Below are 20,931 nucleotides of genomic sequence, written 5' to 3'. Positions count from 1 at the left end.
GCTACCAAAGGTTAGCGGGGGCGCCGCTTTAAAAGAGAAAACAGGCAGCAATAAACGGGCGCTTGCGGGGCAGAACAACGGTCTGGCCTGGCCGCCATGCTGTTCTGGGACGGCGGGCGTCACGCCTCGGCCGGCGGCGGTTCCAGCGTACTACGCAACAGCAAGTAGCCCAGACCGCTGGCGATAGTCGAGGCCAGCAGCACCGCCAGCTTGGCCGTATCGGTGGCGGGCGAGTGCAGGCCCAGGGCCAGCAGGGTGATGAAGATGGACATAGTGAAGCCGATGCCCGCCAGGATGCCTACGCCCCAGATGTGCCGCCACGTAACGCCCGGCGGCAACGCGGCCCAGCCCAGGCGCACGCTCAGCCAGGCCAACGTGCCAATACCCAGCGGCTTACCCACCAGCAGCCCCACTACAATGCCCAGGCCCAGCGGCGAGAGCAGCCCGCGCAAGGCGGCCGGCGCAATGACCAGGCTACTGTTGGCGAAGGCAAACAGCGGAATCACTCCGAAGGCCACGGCCGCGTGCAGCTTGCTTTCGAGGCGGCGTGCCGGCGAGCCGCTGCCGCTGCCCAGCACCTCCACCTCCGCGCTGATGTCGTGCGGGTCGGCTGCGGGCTGCCGGGTGGCTTTGCCCAGCCGGCTGAGGCGCTGGCGCAGGTGGCGCAGCATGGCCCGGCGCGGATAAGTAGCCCGGAACGGGATGGCCACTGCCAGCAGCACCCCGGCCAGGGTGGTATGAATGCCCGATTCGAGCATGAAAAAGGTGAGCAGCAGCCCCAGCGGCAGGTAGGCCCACAAGTTGTGCAGCCCCAGCCGGTTGAAGGCCAGCAGCAGCCCCCAAGTACCCAGGGCCAGGTAGAGGTAGTTCAGGTGCAGCGTGCTGGTGTAGAAGCCGGCAATCACCACCACGGCCGCTAGGTCGTCGACAATTGCCAGGGCCGTGAGAAACACCTTGAGGCCCAGCGGCACCCGTGGGCCCAGCAGTTGAAGCACAGCCAGCGCGAAGGCAATATCGGTAGCCATCGGGATGGCCCAGCCGCCGGCCGTGGGCGTGCCGTAGTTGAAGGCCGCGAACAGCAGCGCCGGCACCACGATGCCCCCCGCGGCCCCGGCCAGCGGCAGGGCGGCCTGGCGTAGCGTGGTCAGTTCGCCATCAAGCAGCTCACGTTTTATTTCCAGGCCCACGAGCAGGAAAAATACGGTCATCAGCCCGTCGTTTATCCAGTGCAGCAGCGTGTGGTCGAGCACCAGGTTATGCACCGTAATGCGCAGGTGCTCACTCCAGATGGCGGGGAAGTACCGGGCCAGTCCCCAATTGGTGTTGGCCAGCACCAGGGCCAGGGCCGTACTGGCCAGCAGCAGCAGGCCACTGGCCGCCTCGTGGCGGAAGAACCGGACGAAAGGCCGCGTCAGGGGGCGTAGGGAGCGGGGGGCAGGCATGGGATGGGATGGGGAAGATGAGTAGGGAACCACCGGGACCCTAACTGGGGTGGCCCGCCGCGGGAGCCTTGGCCACTGTTGCTGCCCGCATGGACGACACTGGAGACGCGCTCCGCCGCCGGCTGATGAACTTCTGTACCTCAACCACCCCGAATACCACGCTGGCTACGGCTACGGTCAGGCTCAGCTCAGCAGCGGTAAGCGGCTGGGTGCTAAAGAGCTCGTTGCAGAAAGGTACGTAGAGTATGGTCAGGTGCAGCGCCACCGTCAGGGCCACGGCCCCTAGCATGGCTTTATTGGAAAGCAGCCCGATACTGAAAATAGATTCGCGGCGCGAGCGGATGGCCAGCGCCAGGCCTAGCTGACTGAAGCAGAGCACTGTGAAGGCCATCGTTTGCCAGTGCGGCAGGCCCTGGGCAATGGCCCAGGCCTGCATGCCGATGGTGAGCCCCCCCACCAGCACCCCAACGCTCAAGATAAACCAGCCCAGCCCATCGGCAAAAACGGTCTGGCGCGGGTCGATGGGCGGGCGCTGCATGGTGTTTTTTTCCGACGGCTCGTAGGCCAGCGCCAGCCCGGGCAGGCCGTCGGTTATCAGGTTAATCCACAGAATATGAATGGCCAGCAGTGGGGTGGGCAGGCCAAAAAACGGCGCGCAGAACAGGGCAATGATTTCCCCCGCGCTGCCGGCCAGGATGTAGCGGATAAACTTGAGGATATTGTCGTAGATGCGCCGCCCGTGCCGCACGGCTTCCACGATGGTGGCGAAGTCGTCGTCGAGCAGAATCAGGGCGGCCGCCTCTTTGGCTACTTCGGTGCCGTTGAGGCCCATAGCAATGCCAATATCGGCGTTTTTAAGGGCCGGCGCGTCATTCACCCCGTCGCCCGTCATGGCCACGAACTGGTTTTTGGCTTGCAGGGCGCTGATGATGCGCAGCTTCTGGGCCGGGTCGACGCGGGCATACACCCGCACTTTTTCCACCACGGCCGCGAAGCCCGGCTCGTCCAGCGCCGTCAGCTCGGAGCCGGTGAGCACTAAGTCTTCTTCCGAAGAAACAATGCCCAGCTGCCCGGCAATGGCCTGGGCCGTGAGCTTGTGGTCGCCGGTAATCATGACGGGGATGATGCCGGCCGTTTGGCACTCGGCCACGGCCTGGCGGGCTTCCTCGCGGGGCGGGTCGAGCAGACTGGCGAAACCCAGGAAGGTGAGGTCGGTTTCGACGGTGGCCGGGGTGAGGTCGGCGGGTAGCTCGGGCAGCAGCCGGGCCCCGTAGGCCAGCACCCGGTAGCCCTGGGCGGCCTGCGCATCCACGCGTCGCTTCAGCTCGGGCAGGCTGGCCTGCTGGCTGGCCGTGAGTTGCTTGTAGAGCGCGCCGGCCGCGCCTTTAGTGAGCACCAGCACCCCGGCCGTGGTTTGGTGCAGGGTGCTCATGCAGCGGCGCTCGGCGTCGAAAGGCAGCTCGGCCAAGCGCGGAAACTGCGCCTCCAGGGCGGGGCGGGCGTAGTCTTTCTCCTCGGCGTGGCGGGCCAGGGCCACTTCGGTCGAGTCGCCCAGCCACTGGTTGTCAGGGTTGAGGGTGGCGTCGGTGTTCAGGGCCAGGGCCGTCAGCAGGGCGTTACGGTCAGCCAGGCCGCCGAGCGCAACGGCGGGCACTTCGTAGAGGTCCTGCACCGTCATCTGGTTGAGGGTGAGCGTGCCGGTTTTGTCGGTGCAGATATAGGTAACCGAGCCCAGCGTTTCGACAGCCGGCAGCTTGCGGATGAGGGCGTGGCTTTGCATGAGCCGGCCCGCGCCCAGCGCCAGCGACACGGTAACCAGCGCCGGCAGCGCCTCCGGCAGCGCCGCAATGGCCAGCGAAATCGACACCAGCAGCAGGTCTTGCCAGGGCTCGCCCCGCAGCCAGCCCACGGCAAAAAACAACCCGCCCACCGCCAGCGCGGCCCCCGACAAGCGCTTGCCCAGCGTGCCCAGCCGCTTTTGCAACGGCGTCACTACTTCCTCGGTCTGGATGAGGGCGGCAATCTTGCCCAGCTCGGTGGCCATACCGGTGGCCACCACGTAGGCCGTGGCCCGGCCGTTGGTGATGGCCGTGCCCTTGTAGCCCAGGTTGAGCCGGTCGCCGAGCGGGTAATCGCCGGGCGGCAGCGCATCCACCGTTTTCGCCGCATCGCCCGACTCGCCGGTCAGCGACGACTCATCCACCTTCAGGGCGTGGGCTTCCAGCAGGCGCACGTCGGCCGGTAGCACGTGGCCGGCTTCGAGCAGCACCACGTCGCCGGGCACCAGCTCGGCCGTCAGCACCTGTTGGGCCTGGCCGTCGCGCAGCACCTGGGCGTGGCTGGCAGCCATTTTTTGCAGGGCCTCCATCGCCTTATCGGCCCGGTATTCCTGCCAGAACCCGATGGCGGCGTTGAGCACCACAATGGCCAGAATAACGCCAGCCGACCGGGCCTCGCCAATGAGCACCGATACGCCGGCCGCGACCAGCAGCACCAGAATCATCACGTCGGCCAGCTGGTTGAGCAGCAGCTGCCAGACGGTTTTCTGCCGCGCTTCGGTCAGTTGGTTGGGGCCGTGCTCGGCCAGGCGCTGCCGGGCCGTGGCCGCGTCGAGGCCTTCAGGTGAAGTGCCGAGCGCGGCGGCTACGTCGGCCACGGGGGTTAGGTGATAGTTCATTTAGTTGGTTGATTTGGCCAGGTTGACAGCCTCCTGGCGGCGGGTAGCCATCGGCGCTGCCCCTCCTGAAGTTCAGGCGGGTTCCGGCTCACCAGCGCCGGGGTGCCTCCGCAGAAATACGGCCTCAACGGGCCAGGTAAGCCCCATCGATCGGATGGTAAGAGCCGGTCACGAACGAGGCCCGGTCGGAGCTGAGCCAGATAACCAGCTCGGCCACTTCCTCGGCCCGGCCCAGCCGGCCAATGGGGTGCAGGGCCACCAGCTCGGCCTTGGTTTCGGCCGAAAAGGCGCTCAGCAGCGGGGTGTCGATATAGGCCGGGCCCACGGCGTTGATGCGGATGCCGTGCGCGGCGTACTCAATGGCGGCCGTTTTGGTTAGGCCCACCACGCCGTGCTTAGCCGTAACGTAGCCCGCCAGCGTGGGCGTGCCTACTGTTCCCAGAATGGACGACATGTTAATTATTGAGCCCCTGCCCTGCTTCAGCATTACTTCCAGTTCGTATTTTAAGCAGAAAAACACGCTGTTCAGGTTCACGTTGATAATCTGCTGCCAGCCTTCAAGCGACATATCGGCCGTCAGGCTCATTTCGCCGGTGATACCGGCATTGTTGCAGGCCACGTCAAGGGTACCAAACGCGCCCACGGTTTCCTGCACCAGCTGCCGGCACTGGGCCGGGTCGCCCACGTCGGCCCGGAAAAACCGGGCCTGACCGCCAGCGGCCTCAATCTCGGCCGCCACCTGCCGGCCCTGCTCCTCATCGATGTCGGAAACCATGACCTTGGCCCCGTACTGCCCATAAAGCAGGGCCACGGCCTTGCCAATGCCTGAGGCGCCGCCAGTAACCAGGGCTGTTTTTCCTTGCAAATCGTTGTTGCTGGCATTATTCATAGCTACGGGTTTTTCAAAGTGAGAAGATTTGTATGGACCGAACTGGCCGGCCAGACGGTTCGGCCGGCCAGCCATAGCCGACTCGTTTAAAGCAGGTGCCAGCGGAACCGATTGCCACGCCCTGGTAGGTTCCGCCGAGGGGCCAGCGCAGCGGTTGGTCCTCGTCAGGCCAGGGTGGGCAGCACCAGCACGGGCACCGTACTGCGCAGCAGCACCTGGGCCGTTACGCTCTTGCTGAACAGCTGCTTCCAGAAGCTGCGGGGCCGGGCCAGCACAATCACCAGGTCGGTGTCGGCGGCCTGGGCAGCGTGCAGAATACCCTCGGCCGGCCGGCCGGCCACCGTACTGCGGAAGCGTAGCGGACCCGGCAAATCAACGCTCAGGCCCGTGCGCCGCACCGATTCCAGCACTTCATCTTCCCGGGTGGGGTCAGTCGGGTCACTAAGCACGTGCAGCACCGTTAGCTCCGCGCTCAGTGTGCGCAGCAGCTGGCGTATGGCCCCGGCGTGCGGCCCCAGCGTGAAGTCTTCCCCATCGAGGGCCAGCAGGATGCGACGGGGCACGGCGTTGCTGGCCACTGTGTGGGGCACAATCAGCATGGGGTAAGGAGCGGTGCGCAGGATATCGAGGGCGGTAGTCTGCACCAGCTCGCCGGGCGTGGCCGAGTAGTCGGGCCGGCCCAGCACCACCAGCAGCGGGTGGTGCCGGCTCACGGCATCGGCCACGGCAAAGGCCACGCGGCCGTGCCCGATTTCGACTACCACCGGCACGGCCAAATCATCGGCCACCCGGCTCAGGGCCAGTTTCGTGGCTTCCTTGCTCAGGTCCGACAGCTCACCAGTGAACATCTCCGGGTCGAGGATGGAGTCGCGGCGCACGTGCAGCAACACCAAGCGCGCGCCAAGCGGTACGGCCAGGTTGGTAGCGTAGTCGAGCGCGTCGTTGGCGGCGCGGAAAAAATCGGTCAGAATCAGCAGCGAAGGGCTCATGAGCGGCGGGTGAGGTGGCTCCGACAAAGAACCGAATGGCCGCGGGCCAGCGCCATGCGCAATGTCAGACGGTGGGCATGACTTTCATCAACGGACCGGTCAGGCGGGCAGCGTATTCTTGTACGGTCGGGCTACTGCTGCTCTGCCCAGGCGAGTCCGGCAGCTCCCCGCAGACCACGCCCTTACTCAATACCGCCCTTCCTGCCATGACCACCATCACCGTATTCAGCGCTTATCCCTTCGAGCGTCCCTACCTCAGCGCCGCCGCGCAGGGCCGGTATTCGTTTAATTTCCTCAATGTGGCCCTGACCCCGGACACTGCCGCGCAGGCCGCTGGCAGCACGGCGGTGGCAGTTTTTGTCAACGATGATGCCTCGGCGCCGGTGCTCGAAAAACTGCAGGCCCTGGGCGTGCGCTACCTGCTGGTGCGCGCCGCCGGCCACGACAACGTGGACTCGGCCGCCGCCCATCGGCTGGGCCTGCGCGTGGCCACCGTGCCCCATTACTCGCCCTTCGCCATTGCCGAGCACGCGCTGGCCCTGATGCTGGCCCTCAACCGACACCTGCGCCAGGCCGACACCCAGCTGCGCCGCGGCGACTTCCGGCTCGACCACCTCATCGGCTTCGATTTGCACGGCAAAACGGTGGGCATCGTGGGCTGCGGCACCATCGGCGGCACGCTGGCGGGCCTATTGCACGGTTTCGGCTGCCGCCTGCTAGGCTACGATATCGAGCCCGACGCCGAGCTGACCCGGTGCTACGGGCTGCAGTACGTGCCGCTCGACGAGCTGTGCGCCCAATCCGACGTGGTTTCCCTGCACGCTCCGCTCACGCCCATTACCCGGCACCTGTTCGACCAGGCCCGGCTGGCCCGCCTCAAGCCCGGCGCCATGCTCATCAACACGGCCCGCGGTGCGCTGCTCGATACCAAGGCGGCCCTGGCGGCACTGGAATCGGGTCAGTTGGGCTACTTGGGCCTCGACGTGTATGAGCACGAAAAAGGCCTGTTTTTCAACGACCACTCGCAGGAGCTGCTGCCCGATGCACTGCTGGCCCAGCTGCTGGCCCAGCCCAACGTGCTGGTTACCGGCCATCAGGGCTTTCTGACCGATGAGGCGCTGACATCCATTGCCACAACTACCATCGAGTCGTTGGACAGCTGGCTGGCCGGGCAACCCACGGCCAATGAGCTATTGCCATCAGCAGAGGGGCCCACCATGGCTGCCGCAGTGCCGGCCGGGTGAGGCCTGCGCTACGGCCTGAACACGGCTTAGCTGGATGCAAAGTGAGACTTTTGTGCCTTTCGCCATAGCGGCGCAGTTGCTGGCGGTTAAGGGTGCGTGAGGGGGCCAGATTATAAGCGTTCAATTCTGCTGTTCTGCAAGCGCAGCGCGCGGCGTCGTAACATACCGCCATCAACTCATGTTGCTGGCTACTGGCATACGGACGTTGCTGAGGTGATCTATGTCTTGTCCGGAAATAGGGTGACAGGCTTTTATCTCAAAAACCTGTCACCCTATTTCCGGACAAGACACTTACTTCTAACCCCGAATGGGCGGCAGCGACCAGCCTTTGCGGATGGCCAGCAAACGAAAGACAGTAATCACGGCAACCGATAGCAGAAATCCAATAGTCGCATGTAAGCCAGCCTGAAGCAGCATCACATATAGAACAGCACCGGTCAGGCAGGGCGTGGCGTAGAGTTGCCGCTCAAAAACCAGAGGGGTCTCGTTGGCAAGCGTATCGCGGATGACGCCGCCGAACAGGGCCGATACGATGCCTAGCAACACCGCTGCCCACGGGTTGACCCCTACGTGCAGCGCCTTTTCCAGGCCGAGGATGGTGAATATGCCGATGCCCAGCGTATCAAACACCCGCAAGGGGCGATGTAGGAAGCCCAACCACCAGCGCCGGCACGCCACGGCGAGGAGCAATCCAGTAATGATGACTAGCAGATAATTGGCATCGCTGATCCAAGCCACCGGATAGGCTTGGATGATAATGTCGCGCAGCGTTCCTCCACCCACTGCGGTAACAAAAGCGAAGATAAACAACGTTAAAATATCGAGGTCCTTCTTCTTGTGCAAGGCCGTTAGCGTCCCGGAAACAGCAAATACCCCAGTCCCGAGCAAATCCGTCAAATAAAGCGTATCCATAAAATTATGCCTGAGTATGTAATCCCAATGTGAGATGGGTCGGGTCTTGGTTAAAGTTAAAAGGGTTCTTCTGCCTCTAGAGGCAGAAAAAATCGTGCGGGGTAAGCCCGCGCCATGTCTTGAGTCGTTTAGCTTGGTTATAGGCTAGCAGGAAGACTTGCAGGTGCTCCATCAACTCCGCTGGTAGAGGACGCCGGGGCCAAGGCGGTCGTTGAGACGAATCCGCGCGCAAGAACACGCCTCATTTCGACCCATTGGCCTATCAACACGACACCACATTGAGCAGACCTTCAGCAAGATGAAGCAATTATTCAAAGCCATAACGGTGCGTTATCGATCCGGCTGCTTCGCCTCTTACCGGTGAGCAGCTATTGCGCTTGCTGAGCCTGCCATAGCTTGCTGTGCTTTTTACCGTAGCCATAGTAGATAGCCAGCCCGATGGCCAGCCACACAAACAGTCGGAGCCAAGTATCCAACGGCAAGGACACCATCATCAGCAGGCAGGTCAGAATGCCCAGGACAGGCACCACGGGCACCCACGGCGTGCGGAAGCCGCGCGGGGCATCGGGCTCTTTTTTGCGCATAATCAGGATGCCCAGGCATACCATCACGAAGGCCAGCAGCGTGCCGATGCTCGTCATTTCGCCGACTACGGTAATGGGTACGAAGCCCGCGAAAAGGCTAATGAATGCGCCCAACAGCAGATTCGATTTGTGCGGGGTGCGGAAAATGGGGTGTATTTCGGCGAATATCTTCGGCAGCAGTCCATCTTTCGACATGGAGAAAAACACCCGGCTCTGGCCCATCAGATCCACCAGAATGACGGACGTATAGCCAATAAGAATGGCGATGATAATGGCCGAGCTAAGCCAGCCGTAGGGCGTTTTCTCGATGGCAATGGCGACCGGCGCGGCGCTGTCTTTGAACTCCGTATAATTGGCAACGCCTGTGAGCACATGCCCGAACAGCACGAATAGCACCGTACAAACAACCAAGGAGCCGATGATGCCAATAGGCATATTCTTCTGCGGGTTCTTGGTTTCCTGCGCCATCGTGGCCACGATATCGAAGCCGATGAACACGAAGAACACCACGCCCGCCCCGCGCAGAATGCCGCTCAGGCCGAACTCGCCGAACGTGCCGGTGTTCTGCGGGATGTAGGGCTGGTAGTTAGCCGGGGCGATGTACTGCCAGCCCAAGGCAATGAACACCAGCACCACGGCCACCTTCAGCGTGACGACCAGCCCGTTGAACCACGCCGAACCGGATGTACCCCGGATGATAATGGCCGTAATAGCCAGCACGATAAGCATAGCTGGCACATTTACCACCCCCGAAACCAGCGTGCCATCAGCCAGCTTAGCCGTCTCAAACGGCGACATCACCAGCTGGGGTGGAATATGTAGGTTGAACTTTTCGAGCACCCGCACCAAGTATTGCGACCAGCTGATGGCGACCGTAGCGGCCCCAACAGAGTACTCTAGAATCAGGTCCCAGCCAATAATCCAGGCGAACAGCTCGCCCATTGTGGCGTAGGAATACGTATAGGCCGAGCCCGCTACGGGCACCATGGAGGCAAATTCGGCGTAGCACAAGGCCGAGAAAGCGCAGCCTACGGCGGCCACCAGGAAGGAAAGTGTCACGGCCGGACCGGCATTGTTGGCGGCGGCAATGCCGGTGAGCGAAAACAGGCCGGCCCCGATGATGACTCCGATACCGATGGTAATCAGGCTAAAGCCGCCCAGGCTTCGTTTGAGGGTATTAGTCCCCGTTTCGGCCGCTTCCTGCCGAAGTAGCGCTAGTGATTTTTTAAGCATAAAAGGGAGTAGCGCAAAGCGCTGCTTTGCGGATCGGTAAACGATGCCGGGGGCCGGACATCAGAAGAAGAAAGTAGGAAAAACACCGCGTAGGCCGTAGCGCCAACGGTATAGTTGGCGCTAGAGAGCGGATTAAAAAAGTACGGAGCATCCTGACGGCGCGCAGGCGCGAACAAAAGTTCGCGTTACTTTGGGCTCAACAACAGCAACAATGACTCACGCGCTGGCCTGTGGGCGCAGTCGATGCGGCAGCAAAAAGTACTCGGACGGGCTGGTTGTGGCAGTAATTCACGGCAACTTGTTTTTATATGAGCAGGAATTGGCACCGTTCCGCAGCTTGCGGATGGTTGCCGACGCTTCATTGAGCCTGTCTCTCAGCGCCTCTGTATAAAAACAATCCTTCGGGCGGTAAAGAATTGATGCCGTAAAGGTATGCCGGGCATAAGTGCATTTGCAACGGGTGCACCAAAATCAGGCATCTGTACCGCTGGTTTGCAGGATTCTGACGGCCCCACTCATCTATTGCCGCTTTCCATAAGGCATACTCTTCTTCCCCAACCGTCGGGGCCTGGCTCAATCTACTGGCCAAAAAAATAGCAAATGCCACGACCACTCTGGTTTGAGGTGGTTTAGCTAATCTGGATAGAATGGGGTGGTATCTTTCCTTCGTTATGAATGAGACGCCAAAATCTGATAAGCGCCGTAAGCATGATGCGGCCTTCCGCGCCGAAGCCCCGTGTCTGGCCGACCAAAGCCACTCGACCAAAGCCACCACATGGGCGCTAAACAACGACCCCAAAGGCCTCTATTCGTGACAGAAAGCCGTCCAAGCGCCAATAGCGGCCGCTTTGAGACTTATTCTAATTCCGCCCGTTTTTTCGGACAGACAGTATTTTAGGCTCGCGATGAAACTGCTCCTTATTTCACCCCCCGCGGCCGTGGCCGACGAAACGGAGTTGGTCGGGGAAATGCTGGCCGCGGGGCTGGCGCGGTTTCATGTGCGCAAGCCGGCGTGGGAGCCAGCGGCAATAGCCGACTACCTGGCCCGCCTACCCGCCCGGTACCTGCCGCGCGTGGTGGTGCATGGGCAGCCCGCGCTGGTCCGGGAGTTTCGCCTAGGCGGGCTGCACTTAACGGCTGCCGCCCGCGCGGCTTGCCGCCGCCGCCCCCTGTTGCTGCCCGGCCAAACGCTGTCTACCTCGTTTCACCATCTGGCCGAACTGCGGGCGCACCGACGGTGCTACGACTACGTTTTTCTAAGCCCTGTATTCGATAGTCTGAGCAAAACAGATTACCCGGCCGCTTTCAGTTTGGAAGCCCTGACAAAAGCGCTGACGCCCCTGCGTAACCGGGCCGGATATAGTCCGCAGGTAATGGCGCTGGGAGGCGTGGATGAGCATCGGCTGGCGGCCGTGCGCCAGGCGGGTTTTGCGGGGGCCGCCGTACTGGGGGCAGTGTGGCAAAGCCCCGATCCGGTGGTGGCATTCAGCCGGCTGCAATTGGCTGCTGGCTAACCTATACTGGAGCGAATACAATGCCCCTGACCCGTATGCGGGCAGTGGCTGCAGGGCGTGGCCTTCACCGGGCCAGGGCGGTGAGGGTCGCGTCCCAGTCTTTCCACACGGGTTCGTAGCCCTGCCGGCGCAGCATGGACGCCACCTCGGCCGGGCTGCGCTCATCCGAAATCTCGAACTGCTCCAGCGACTCCGGCGCCACCGCGTAGCCACCGGGGTTGGTTTTGGAGCCCGCGCTGAGGCTGGTAATGCCCAGCTTCACCACGTGGTCGCGGAAGGCCGGACTCTCGCGGGTTGAAAGCGAGAGCTCGACTTCCTCGTTCAGCAGGCGATAGGCGCAAATCAGCTGCACCAGCTCCCGGTCGTTCATTTCCACTTTGGGTTGCAGCAGCCCTTCGGCGGGCCGCAGCCGCGGGAACGACAGGCTATACTTGGTTTGCCAGTAGGTGCGTTCCAGGTAGTCGAGGTGCAGGGCTGTGTAGAAGGAATCGGTGCGCCAGTCCTCCAACCCGATGAGCACGCCGAGGCCCATTTTGTGGATGCCGGCCCGGCCCAGCCGGTCCGGCGTATCGAGGCGGTAGTGAAAATTCGACTTTTTGCCCTTGGGGTGATGCTTCTTGTAGTCGTCCTGGTGGTAGGTTTCCTGGTACACCAGCACCGTATGCAGGCCCTCGGGAATCAGGCGTTCGTAGTCGGCCTGGTCAAGCGGTTGCACTTCCATGGAGAGGTGCGCGAAGTGCGGCCGTAGCGTGCGGAGCGCCTTTTCCAGGTACTCCACGCCTACCGTCTGGTGGGCCTCGCCGGTTACCAGCAGCACGTGCTCGTAGCCCCAGTGCTTAAGCGCCGCGGCTTCCTGCAGCATCTCGACGCTGCTCAGGGTGCGGCGGGCAATTTTATTGTCCAGGCTAAAGCCGCAGTAGGTGCAGATGTTCTGGCACTCATTCGACAAATAAAGCGGCACGTAGAGCTGCACCGTATTGCCGAACCGTTTGCGCGTGAGCTGGTGGCTGCGTTGGGCCATCTGCTCCAGGTAGGGCGCGGCGGCAGGCGAAATCAGGGCCTTGAAATCTTCCAGGGTACGGCGCGGCGCCGCCAGGGCGTGTTCCACGTCGGCCGCCGTTTTGGCGTAGATGCTGGCCTTCACATCATCCCAGGAGTGGGCCTCGAAAATGGGGCGGAAGCTCATGCAGGTAGCGGGTTTTTCGTGGTTTACATATCCAGAAAAGCGGTGAGCGGCGAGCTGGCCACTGCTTCGCTGTGGAGTACCGGGCCAGCCAGCCGGGCTTCGTAGGCCAGGCGCCCGGCTTCCACCGCCAGGTGAAACGCCCGGGCCATGGCCACCGGATTGCCGGCCACGGCAATGGCCGTATTCACCAGCACGGCATCGGCGCCCAGCTCCAGGGCCAGGGCCGCATGCGAGGGCGCGCCAATGCCGGCATCCACCACCACCGGCACCTTGCTTTGGCCGATGATGATTTCCAGAAACTCCCGCGTCAGCAGGCCTTTATTGGAGCCGATAGGCGCGCCCAGGGGCATGACGGCCGCCACACCCACCTCCTCCAGCCGCTTGCACAGCACTGGGTCGGCGTGAATGTAGGGCAGCACCACGAAGCCCAGCTGCACCAGTTGCTCGGCCGCTTTCAGGGTTTCAATGGGGTCGGGCAGCAGGTATTTGGGGTCGGGATGAATTTCCAGCTTGAGCCAGTTGGTTTCCAGCGCCTCGCGGGCCAGTTGGGCGGCGAAAACGGCCTCCCTGGCCGTCCGTACGCCCGAAGTATTGGGAAGCAGCTGAAACTGCGGATGGGTCAGGTGCCGCAAAATATCGTCTTCGGCATCAGCTACGTTTACCCGCTTGAGGGCCACCGTTACCAGCTCGGAGCCGGAGGCCAGCAGGGCCTCTTCCATCAGCCCCGACGAGCTGAATTTGCCTGTGCCCGTGAACAGGCGCGAGGAAAACGTGCGGTCTGCAATGATCAGGGGTTGCGTTGCCATACTGTCTGTTTAAGCGGTGACTCCAATCGTCAATTCCTTGTTAAATAACTGCGCGGCCGCCACCGGATTCTCCGCCTGCCCAATACTGCCCGACACGGCAATGCCGTGCAGGCCCGTAGTCCGCAGCGCCCCCACATCGGCCAGCAGAACGCCCCCGATACCGATAACTGGCACCATGAGGCGTGTTGCCCGGCATTGGCCAAGAATTTCGGCGTAGCCCCCCAGGCCCAGAATCGGGCTCAGGTTTTCCTTGGTGTGGGTGAAGCGAAACGGCCCGAGCCCCACGTAATCGACCCCGGTGGCAACCAGCCGCTGCACGTCGGCGAAGGTGTTGGCCGTGCCTCCGATAATGAAGCTGGGCCCCAGCATGGCGCGCGCCTCGGTAGGCGGCATATCGGCCTGCCCCAGGTGCACCCCGTCGGCCCCGATTTCCAGGGCCAGATGGGGGTTGTCGTTGAGAATCAGCGTGGCCCCGTAGCGGCGGCACACGGCCTGGGTATCCAGCGCCAGTTGCTTCCACACAGCGTAAGGCTGGTTTTTTACCCGGAGCTGCACCCAGCGCACGCCGCCCTGGCAGGCCAGCTCGGCCGCGGCAGCATTGGTCGTGATGTAGTGCAGATGGCTGATTGTCATGGTTGGTTTAGCTGATGGAATGATAGCCCAGCCGCGTGTTGTTGCTGGCCAGAAAGGCGGTGGTGTAGGCCTTGCCCCGGCGGCAGGATTCCACCAGACTCTGCCCTTTCGCCAGCTGCGCCAGCACCGCCGCCGACAGCACGCAGCCGCTGCCGTGCTTCTCGCCGTGTGGCAGCCGGGGCACACTGAATGCATGCCGCTCGCCACCGGCCAGCAGCACATCGGTGGCGAGTTCCGTTTCGGCGTGCCCACCCTTGAGCAGCACCGGACAAAAACCGCTCACAATTGCTGCCGCCGTGTCGGCCGACTCATGGGGCCATAAACGTTGCATTTCGGGTCGGTTGGGCGTAATCAGGGCCATTTTGGCGCACAGGGCCTGCAGCAATTTGCGCTCGGGCTCCCGGTGAAATTCGTAGCCGGCCGTGGCCTGCAGCACGGGGTCCCACACGATTTGCAGGCGCGGATTCTGCTCCCGTAGCCATTCCACCAACTCCAGCAACCCGGGCAGGCTTTCCACCAGCCCGATTTTGATAAAGTCGACCTCAAACCGAGCCAACAGAATGCGAATCTGGTCCCGGATTACCTCCGTCGGCACCCAATCCACGCGCTCAAACGCCACGTCGTTCTGCACCGTAAGGGCCGTGCACACGCCCAACCCATACACGCCGCTGGCTTCCAGCGTTTTCACGTCTGCCAACAGGCCGGCCCCGGCACTAGGGTCGAAGCCGGCAATGCTGAGGACGTAGGGGCGGAAAGCAGCGGGCATGAATGGTCAGTTAGGTAATTCAGAACGTGCCGTTGAGCGCCACCGCTACAGATAAATCTCGCTGCCCTTGTTCACGAACTCGCGCGACTTCTCCGCTAGGCCGTGGGCCAGCACCTGGCTGGCCGTCAGGTCCTGTTTGGCCGCGTAGTCACGTACTTCCTGGGTGATTTTCATCGAGCAGAAATGCGGCCCGCACATGGAGCAAAAGTGGGCCACCTTGGCCCCTTCGGCGGGCAGGGTTTCGTCGTGGTATTCGCGGGCCGTATCGGGGTCGAGGGCCAGGTTGAACTGGTCTTCCCAGCGGAACTCGAAGCGGGCCTTGCTCAGGGCATTATCGCGGTACTGTGCACCCGGGTGGCCCTTGGCGAGGTCGGCGGCATGAGCGGCAATTTTGTAGGCAATTACGCCGTCCTTCACGTCCTGCTTGTTGGGCAGGCCCAGGTGCTCCTTGGGCGTTACGTAGCAGAGCATGGCCGTGCCAAACCAGCCAATCATGGCCGCGCCGATGGCGGAAGTAATATGGTCGTAGCCGGGTGCAATGTCCGTGGTTAGTGGCCCCAGCGTGTAGAAGGGCGCCTCGTGACACTCCTTCAGCTGCTTATCCATGTTTTCCTTGATGAGGTGCATGGGCACGTGGCCGGGGCCCTCAATCATCACCTGCACGTCGTGCTTCCAGGCAATTTTTGTCAGCTCGCCCAGCGTTTCCAACTCGGCAAACTGGGCTTCGTCGTTGGCATCGGCAATGGAGCCGGGGCGCAGACCGTCGCCCAGCGAGAAGGCCACGTCGTAGGCCTTCATAATTTCGCAGATTTCCTCAAAGTGCGTGTACAGGAAGCTTTCCTGATGGTGCGCCAGGCACCATTTGGCCATAATCGAGCCCCCGCGCGATACAATGCCGGTTACGCGCTTGGCCGTCATCGGCACGTAGCGCAGCAGCACGCCGGCATGAATGGTAAAGTAGTCGACGCCCTGCTCGGCCTGCTCGATAAGCGTGTCGCGGAACAGCTCCCAGGTTAGGTCTTCGGCCTTGCCGTTCACCTTTTCCAGGGCCTGGTAAATCGGCACCGTGCCCACCGGCACCGGGCAGTTGCGGATAATCCACTCGCGGGTTTCGTGGATGTTCTTGCCGGTACTCAAATCCATCAGCGTGTCGCCACCCCAGCGGCAGCTCCACACGGCTTTATCCACTTCTTCCTCAATGGAGGAAGTCACGGCCGAGTTGCCGATGTTGGTGTTGATTTTCACCAGGAAGTTGCGCCCGATAATCATCGGTTCGCTCTCGGGGTGATTGATGTTGCACGGAATCACGGCGCGGCCGGCGGCCACTTCCTGGCGCACAAACTCGGCCGTAATGTGGCCCTTCGGCGTATTGGCCCCGAAACTGTGGCCCCGGTGCTGGCTGCGCAGCGGGTCGTCGGCGGGCAGCTCATCAAACCGCTGGTTTTCGCGGATGGCGATGTACTCCATCTCCGGCGTGATGAGGCCCTTTTTGGCGTAGTGCATCTGGCTCACATTGGCCCCGGTGCGGGCCCGTAACGGGGCCGCGATGTGCTCGAAGCGCAGGTGGTCGAGGCTGGCATCGGCGGCGCGCTGCTGGCCGTAGTCGGAGGTACTGCCGGGCAGGCGTTCCACGTCGCCGCGGTCCAGAATCCAGCTTTCGCGCAGGCGCGGCAGGCCTTTTTTCAGGTCGATTTCAATATTGGGGTCGGTGTAGGGGCCGCTGGTATCGTACACCGTTACGGGCGCGTTTACCTCGGTAGGATTCACGAAATCGAACTTACGCTCGGTGTCGGTGAGCACGATTTCGCGCATGGCCACCCGGATGTCGTGCAGGGTGCCGGGAACGTAGATTTTACGGGAGCCGGTCAGGGGCTGGCGGTCCACCAACGTCTGGTGCGGGGCCTGGTCTTTCTTCTTCATCGAATGAGGGAATAAATAGGGGCTCAGCCGCCCTGAGTGGCACGAATAACCATAATCCGGTCGTGCGCCTGGATGGGCTGCGCGGGCCAGTCCGTGCGGGGCACCACGAAGTCGTTGAGGGCCACGGCAATGCCGCGGGTTTCGGCCAACTCCAGGGCAGCGAGCAGCTGGAGCAGGGTGCCGGCCGGCGGTACCGGGTGCGGCAAATCGTTTACATAGCAGACCATCCAGCCAGGGATTAGGCGGTAGAAAATCAAACAGTAAACAATAGACGGCGCAACCCAAGGGCCACGGCGGGCCCTTACTGTCGCTGGAACTTTTCCCTCCGCAGGTGCTAGCCTGTTCAGGTTCCAAGGGTATCATCTCAGTCCTGGCAAGCAGGACACCCCTAAAGTTTACTCCGCCAAAGTACGGCGCTCAAACGGGTATATCCAAATGATATCTTTCCGCGAGTCAACTTTAGGAACCCAGCATCTCTGCGCGCCACTTGCCAGCGTGCGTTTCCGTGAATTCTTCGTGAAACTCCTGAGCTTCCCTTCCTAATTGCAGGTTGCTGATGCTGCCTGTCGTTGCTGCCTTCTATCACCCCTTCAAGGCTAACCGATAAGAACTGGATGTTACAGGACTACCTTCGCACCCGATTTGCCGGTCTGTTTCTTCCACTTGGCTTCCTTCATGCTTCGTTCCATTATGTTCGTCGGCACCGCGTCCGATGTGGGCAAGAGCGTTATTACGGCCGGGTTCTGCCGGATTTTTCGCCAGGATGGCTACCAGCCCGCGCCCTTCAAGGCCCAGAACATGTCGCTCAATAGCTACGCCACGCCCGAGGGGTTAGAAATCGGGCGGGCCCAGGCGGTGCAGGCCGAGGCGGCGGGCATCGCCTGCCACGTCGATATGAACCCGGTCCTGCTCAAACCCACTTCCGACCAGGCCTCGCAGGTGGTGCTGAACGGCCGACCCATCGGCACGCAAACGGCCTACGAGTACTTCCGCGCCAACGACCGGCACGAGCTATTTGCCGCCGCTACCCAGGCCTACGACCGGCTGGCGGCCCGTTTTTCGCCCGTTGTGCTGGAAGGAGCGGGCAGTATTTCGGAGCTGAACCTAAAGCGCCGCGACATCACCAACCTGCGCATGGCCCAGCACGCCGGGGCCGCGACATACCTGATTGCCGACATCGACAAGGGCGGCGTATTTGGCAGTGTATACGGTACGCTGGCTCTGCTGGAACCGGCCGAAAAGGCGTGCATCAAGGGCATCATCATCAACAAATTCCGGGGCGATGCGCGGCTGTTTGCCGACGGCCGCCAGCAGCTCGAAGACCTAACCGGGGTGCCGGTAGTAGGCGTGTTGCCCTACTTTCGCGACATTTTCGTGGAGGAAGAGGACTCCGTGGTGCTGGCCTACAAGCAGCGGCGGGCCAGGCTGGCGGGTCGGGTGCGGGTGGCCGTAGTATTGCTGGGGCGCATGTCCAACTTCACCGATTTCGACGTGCTGAACCACGATGCCCGGACGGACGTGTTTTTTACGCACGAGGCCACGGAGATTAACGAGGCAGACATTATCATCCTGCCTGGTAGCAAAAACACTATTGCTGACTTGCTGGCCCTGCAACGGAGCGGCTTGGCGGCGGCCATTGTGGCGGCGCATGCGGCGGGCAAAACCGTGGTGGGCATTTGTGGCGGCTACCAGATGCTGGGCCGCTCAGTGGAAGACCCCGACGGGGTAGAGGGCCGAGTAGGCGCTGCCGCCGGCCTCGGGCTGCTGCCCGTGCGCACCGTGCTCCAAGGCGAAAAAACCACCCGCCAGCGGCAGTTTTCCTTCCGCGATGAGCGCCCGGCCAGCTGCCGGGGCTATGAAATTCACATGGGCCAGACGCTGGCCGAGGGCCCCCCGCACCCCGTGGCCACCCTCGACGACGGCACGCCCGACGGCTATTTTGCCGGTCCTCACTGCTGGGGAACTTACTTGCATGGCATTCTGGACAACCCGGTAGTGATTGACGCGCTGCTGGCCCCACACACCCGGCAAATCGTTAGCGCCCCGGTTGATTTTGTCGCTTTTAAAAATGAGCAGTACGACCGCCTGGCCGCTCTTATCCGCGAGAACGTGGACATGCAGCAAATTTACGCGGCGCTGCAATCCTGAACACACCGCCGATATAAACCAAGGTATGCTCTACGGACACGGCGACGATGGGTACCGCCACGCCCACCAAGTGGTAGCCGATTTCAGTACCAACGTCTGGTACGGGGGCGAACCAGCGGGCCTTAAAGAATACATATTCGGCCAATGGGCCACTGTGAACCGCTATCCGGAGGTGCTGGCTGAAAGCCTGGCCGCCCGCATTGCCGCCCATCACGGTCTGCCCTCCAGCCAGGTACTAATGAGTAGCGGCACCACCGAGAGCATCTATCTGCTGGCCCAGGCCTGGGCTGGTGGCCGCACCACCATCGTCACGCCGGCCTTTGCCGAGTACGAGGACGCGGCCCGGCTCCACCGCCACCAACTCACGTTCCAGGCCTGGGAGCACCTGTGTTCAGGCCCGCCGCTGGCGGCGGACCTGGTTTTTATCTGCAACCCCAACAACCCGACGGGCAGCGTACTACGGGAAGCCGAACTAGTGGAGCTGTTGACCCGCAACCCTCAAACGGTGTTCGTGCTCGACGAGGCGTTCATCGAATTCACTACCAGCATTGCCACCGCACTGCCGCTGCTGAGCCGGTTTAGCAACCTGGTGATCATGCGTTCCATGACCAAGGCCTACGCCATTCCGGGGCTGCGGTTGGGCTATGTGGCGGCCTCGAAAAGCCTGATTACCCGGCTAATTCACGGGAAAGCCCCCTGGACGGTGAGCACGCTGGCCGCCGCCGCCGGGCATTTCATTTTTGAGCACTTCGCCACCGTGCAGCCTCCTACTGCACAACTGCTGGCCGACCGCGCCATCTTCGCAGCCCAGCTGGCGGGCAATGACGCTCTGGAAGTTCACCCCAGCCACACCCACTACTTCGTGGGGCAGCTGCGGCGCGGAACGGCCGCCAACCTAAAAACCTGGCTGCTAACCCACCACGGCCTGCTGATTCGGGACGCCGCTAACTTCCGGGGGCTCATGCCCGCGCACTTCCGGCTGTGCACGCGCCCCCCGGCCGAGAACCAACTCCTCATTAACGCACTGCGCGAATGGACCGCTTTACCCGCCTAACCGGCCCGCTGGTGCTCGGCTACACGCTCGATTTACTGCTGGCCGACCCCGAGGGCTGGCCCCACCCCGTGCGCACCTACGGGGTCCTCATTGCCGCGGGTGAGCGGCGGCTAAACCACGGCTCTTATCGGTTGGCCAAGGGGGTATTATTGGCCGGCGGGCTGGTGGGCGGCACGTTCGCGGCCTTTACGCTGCTTGACCGCGCCGGCCGCCGCCTCCCGCCCCCTGCGCCGCTATTGCTCAACGGCGTGTGGGTGTTCTATGGGTTGGCCAATACGGGCCTGGTGCGGGAAGGCCGGGCCGTATTTGAGGTGCTGGCGCGGGAGGGCCTGGAGGCCGGCCGCCGGCAGCTGGCCCGCATCGTGGGGCGCGAAACGCAGCGGCTCGACCATCAGCAAATTCGCACGGCCGTGCTGGAAAGCCTGGCGGAAAACCTGAGCGACGGCGTGGTAGCGCCCCTGCTGTACTACGCCCTGGCGGGCGTGCCGGGCCTGATGGCCTACAAAATGGTGAACACCCTCGACTCGATGGTGGGCTACCGCAACCCGCGCTATGAGCAGTTCGGCAAGTTCGCCGCCCGCCTCGACGACGTGGTGAACCTTGTGCCGGCCCGGCTTACGGCGGGCCTGCTCGCGCTGCTGGGCGGGAGCTGGCGCGGATTCCGGTTCATTTTCCGGTACGGCCACCAGCACAAAAGTCCTAATGCCGGCTACCCGGAGGCTGCCCTGGCGGGCGTGCTCGACTGCCGTTTCGGCGGGCCGAACTACTACCACGGTCAGCTGGTGGCCAAGCCCTACCTCGGCACCAACCCGCGCCCAATCGAGCCCCACGAAATCAACCGGGTGGCCCGGCTCAACCACGCCGTATGCGCCGCGGTAGTGGCCGGTATCGTGGGGCTGTTGTGGAGGCAGCGCTGCCGGAATCAACAGTAGGT

General features: G+C 62.6%; 18 protein-coding genes and 2 riboswitches. Of the genes, 6 read left to right on the top strand and 12 right to left on the bottom strand.

Annotated elements, in window-relative coordinates; translation table 11 throughout:
• Positions 1-119: 119 nt before the first annotated feature.
• The 4 genes from nhaA to BLW21_RS15500 form a co-directional block, all read right to left on the bottom strand.
• Positions 120-1,442: a Na+/H+ antiporter NhaA gene (nhaA, locus tag BLW21_RS15515; RefSeq protein WP_092741679.1), complete on the bottom strand. Its 1,323-nt coding sequence runs from the start codon at positions 1,440-1,442 to the stop codon at positions 120-122.
• A 40-nt stretch (positions 1,443-1,482) separates the two neighbouring features.
• Positions 1,483-4,119 carry a cation-translocating P-type ATPase gene (locus tag BLW21_RS15510; protein WP_092741677.1) on the bottom strand — a complete coding sequence of 879 codons (2,637 nt, stop codon included), beginning with the start codon at positions 4,117-4,119 and terminating at the stop codon, positions 1,483-1,485.
• A gap of 124 nt (positions 4,120-4,243) precedes the next feature.
• A complete protein-coding gene (locus BLW21_RS15505; protein WP_092741675.1) occupies positions 4,244-5,008 on the bottom strand; it encodes an SDR family NAD(P)-dependent oxidoreductase in 765 nt (254 codons plus the stop codon).
• Between the two features lie 164 nt (positions 5,009-5,172).
• Positions 5,173-5,997, bottom strand: coding sequence for a universal stress protein (locus BLW21_RS15500; protein WP_092741673.1), 825 nt, complete (start codon positions 5,995-5,997; stop codon positions 5,173-5,175).
• Between the two features lie 206 nt (positions 5,998-6,203).
• On the opposite strand from BLW21_RS15500, the gene BLW21_RS15495 reads away from it, so the two are divergent.
• Positions 6,204-7,241 (top strand): 2-hydroxyacid dehydrogenase, encoded by a 1,038-nt coding sequence (locus BLW21_RS15495; protein ID WP_092741671.1) that lies wholly within the window; start codon positions 6,204-6,206, stop codon positions 7,239-7,241.
• Between the two features lie 297 nt (positions 7,242-7,538).
• Here BLW21_RS15495 and BLW21_RS15490 read toward each other — a convergent pair whose 3' ends face one another.
• Both BLW21_RS15490 and BLW21_RS15485 read right to left on the bottom strand, forming a co-directional pair.
• The gene (locus BLW21_RS15490; protein ID WP_092741669.1) at positions 7,539-8,153 is read right to left on the bottom strand and encodes a trimeric intracellular cation channel family protein; all 615 of its coding nucleotides are present in this window, start codon (positions 8,151-8,153) and stop codon (positions 7,539-7,541) included.
• Between the two features lie 368 nt (positions 8,154-8,521).
• Entirely contained in the window at positions 8,522-9,970 is a 1,449-nt protein-coding gene (locus BLW21_RS15485) for an amino acid permease (RefSeq protein ID WP_092741667.1), read from the bottom strand.
• Positions 9,971-10,271: 301 nt separating this feature from the next.
• Positions 10,272-10,364: riboswitch (SAM riboswitch) on the bottom strand.
• Positions 10,365-10,641: 277 nt separating this feature from the next.
• Between BLW21_RS15485 and BLW21_RS21575 the strand changes: the two genes are divergently transcribed.
• Both BLW21_RS21575 and BLW21_RS15480 read left to right on the top strand, forming a co-directional pair.
• Positions 10,642-10,785 carry a hypothetical protein gene (locus tag BLW21_RS21575; RefSeq protein WP_175470997.1) on the top strand — a complete coding sequence of 48 codons (144 nt, stop codon included), beginning with the start codon at positions 10,642-10,644 and terminating at the stop codon, positions 10,783-10,785.
• Between the two features lie 90 nt (positions 10,786-10,875).
• Positions 10,876-11,484, top strand: coding sequence for a thiamine phosphate synthase (locus tag BLW21_RS15480; protein WP_092741665.1), 609 nt, complete (start codon positions 10,876-10,878; stop codon positions 11,482-11,484).
• Between the two features lie 64 nt (positions 11,485-11,548).
• On the opposite strand, the gene thiH is transcribed toward BLW21_RS15480, so the two are convergent.
• Genes thiH through thiS form a run of 6 tightly spaced genes read right to left on the bottom strand, consistent with a single transcriptional unit; the run spans position 11,549 to position 17,022 of the window.
• On the bottom strand, positions 11,549-12,670 hold the full coding sequence (gene thiH / locus BLW21_RS15475; protein ID WP_092741663.1) for a 2-iminoacetate synthase ThiH: 1,122 nt from the start codon (positions 12,668-12,670) through the stop codon (positions 11,549-11,551).
• Between the two features lie 23 nt (positions 12,671-12,693).
• A complete protein-coding gene (locus BLW21_RS15470) occupies positions 12,694-13,476 on the bottom strand; it encodes a thiazole synthase (RefSeq protein ID WP_092741661.1) in 783 nt (260 codons plus the stop codon).
• Positions 13,477-13,485: 9 nt separating this feature from the next.
• Positions 13,486-14,109 (bottom strand): thiamine phosphate synthase, encoded by a 624-nt coding sequence (locus BLW21_RS15465; protein ID WP_092741659.1) that lies wholly within the window; start codon positions 14,107-14,109, stop codon positions 13,486-13,488.
• 7 nt (positions 14,110-14,116) lie between these two features.
• Positions 14,117-14,875 (bottom strand): hydroxymethylpyrimidine/phosphomethylpyrimidine kinase, encoded by a 759-nt coding sequence (locus BLW21_RS15460; RefSeq protein ID WP_092741657.1) that lies wholly within the window; start codon positions 14,873-14,875, stop codon positions 14,117-14,119.
• A gap of 45 nt (positions 14,876-14,920) precedes the next feature.
• Positions 14,921-16,795, bottom strand: coding sequence for a phosphomethylpyrimidine synthase ThiC (thiC, locus tag BLW21_RS15455; protein WP_092741655.1), 1,875 nt, complete (start codon positions 16,793-16,795; stop codon positions 14,921-14,923).
• A gap of 23 nt (positions 16,796-16,818) precedes the next feature.
• Complete coding sequence (thiS, locus tag BLW21_RS15450) at positions 16,819-17,022, bottom strand: sulfur carrier protein ThiS (protein WP_092741653.1); 204 nt, start codon at positions 17,020-17,022, stop codon at positions 16,819-16,821.
• Between the two features lie 76 nt (positions 17,023-17,098).
• A riboswitch (TPP riboswitch) is annotated at positions 17,099-17,195 on the bottom strand.
• A 275-nt stretch (positions 17,196-17,470) separates the two neighbouring features.
• Between thiS and BLW21_RS15445 the strand changes: the two genes are divergently transcribed.
• Genes BLW21_RS15445 through cbiB form a run of 3 tightly spaced genes read left to right on the top strand, consistent with a single transcriptional unit; the run spans position 17,471 to position 20,929 of the window.
• Positions 17,471-18,943 (top strand): cobyric acid synthase, encoded by a 1,473-nt coding sequence (locus tag BLW21_RS15445; RefSeq protein WP_217633878.1) that lies wholly within the window; start codon positions 17,471-17,473, stop codon positions 18,941-18,943.
• Positions 18,944-18,968: 25 nt separating this feature from the next.
• Positions 18,969-19,997 carry a pyridoxal phosphate-dependent aminotransferase gene (locus tag BLW21_RS15440; protein WP_092741649.1) on the top strand — a complete coding sequence of 343 codons (1,029 nt, stop codon included), beginning with the start codon at positions 18,969-18,971 and terminating at the stop codon, positions 19,995-19,997.
• Positions 19,976-20,929, top strand: coding sequence for an adenosylcobinamide-phosphate synthase CbiB (gene cbiB, locus BLW21_RS15435; protein WP_092741647.1), 954 nt, complete (start codon positions 19,976-19,978; stop codon positions 20,927-20,929). The genes BLW21_RS15440 and cbiB overlap by 22 nt, the downstream gene beginning before the upstream one ends.
• Positions 20,930-20,931 lie beyond the last annotated feature (2 nt).

The sequence above is a fragment of the Hymenobacter psychrophilus genome, assembly GCF_900107135.1.
Classification (GTDB): domain Bacteria; phylum Bacteroidota; class Bacteroidia; order Cytophagales; family Hymenobacteraceae; genus Hymenobacter; species Hymenobacter psychrophilus.
This window is presented reverse-complemented; position numbering and strand designations above follow the sequence as displayed.

Coding starts and splice junctions, on each gene's coding strand:
- BLW21_RS15500 (WP_092741673.1), bottom strand. CDS start 5,997: ATGAGCCCTTCGCTGCTGATTCTGACCGATTTTTTCCGCGCCGCCAAC.
- nhaA (WP_092741679.1), bottom strand. CDS start 1,442: ATGCCTGCCCCCCGCTCCCTACGCCCCCTGACGCGGCCTTTCGTCCGG.
- BLW21_RS15440 (WP_092741649.1), top strand. CDS start 18,969: ATGCTCTACGGACACGGCGACGATGGGTACCGCCACGCCCACCAAGTG.
- BLW21_RS15505 (WP_092741675.1), bottom strand. CDS start 5,008: ATGAATAATGCCAGCAACAACGATTTGCAAGGAAAAACAGCCCTGGTT.
- BLW21_RS15465 (WP_092741659.1), bottom strand. CDS start 14,109: ATGACAATCAGCCATCTGCACTACATCACGACCAATGCTGCCGCGGCC.
- BLW21_RS15460 (WP_092741657.1), bottom strand. CDS start 14,875: ATGCCCGCTGCTTTCCGCCCCTACGTCCTCAGCATTGCCGGCTTCGAC.
- BLW21_RS15480 (WP_092741665.1), top strand. CDS start 10,876: ATGAAACTGCTCCTTATTTCACCCCCCGCGGCCGTGGCCGACGAAACG.
- thiH (WP_092741663.1), bottom strand. CDS start 12,670: ATGAGCTTCCGCCCCATTTTCGAGGCCCACTCCTGGGATGATGTGAAG.
- thiC (WP_092741655.1), bottom strand. CDS start 16,795: ATGAAGAAGAAAGACCAGGCCCCGCACCAGACGTTGGTGGACCGCCAG.
- BLW21_RS15495 (WP_092741671.1), top strand. CDS start 6,204: ATGACCACCATCACCGTATTCAGCGCTTATCCCTTCGAGCGTCCCTAC.
- BLW21_RS15445 (WP_217633878.1), top strand. CDS start 17,471: ATGCTTCGTTCCATTATGTTCGTCGGCACCGCGTCCGATGTGGGCAAG.
- BLW21_RS15510 (WP_092741677.1), bottom strand. CDS start 4,119: ATGAACTATCACCTAACCCCCGTGGCCGACGTAGCCGCCGCGCTCGGC.
- BLW21_RS15470 (WP_092741661.1), bottom strand. CDS start 13,476: ATGGCAACGCAACCCCTGATCATTGCAGACCGCACGTTTTCCTCGCGC.
- BLW21_RS15490 (WP_092741669.1), bottom strand. CDS start 8,153: ATGGATACGCTTTATTTGACGGATTTGCTCGGGACTGGGGTATTTGCT.
- BLW21_RS21575 (WP_175470997.1), top strand. CDS start 10,642: ATGAATGAGACGCCAAAATCTGATAAGCGCCGTAAGCATGATGCGGCC.
- BLW21_RS15485 (WP_092741667.1), bottom strand. CDS start 9,970: ATGCTTAAAAAATCACTAGCGCTACTTCGGCAGGAAGCGGCCGAAACG.
- cbiB (WP_092741647.1), top strand. CDS start 19,976: ATGGACCGCTTTACCCGCCTAACCGGCCCGCTGGTGCTCGGCTACACG.
- thiS (WP_092741653.1), bottom strand. CDS start 17,022: ATGGTCTGCTATGTAAACGATTTGCCGCACCCGGTACCGCCGGCCGGC.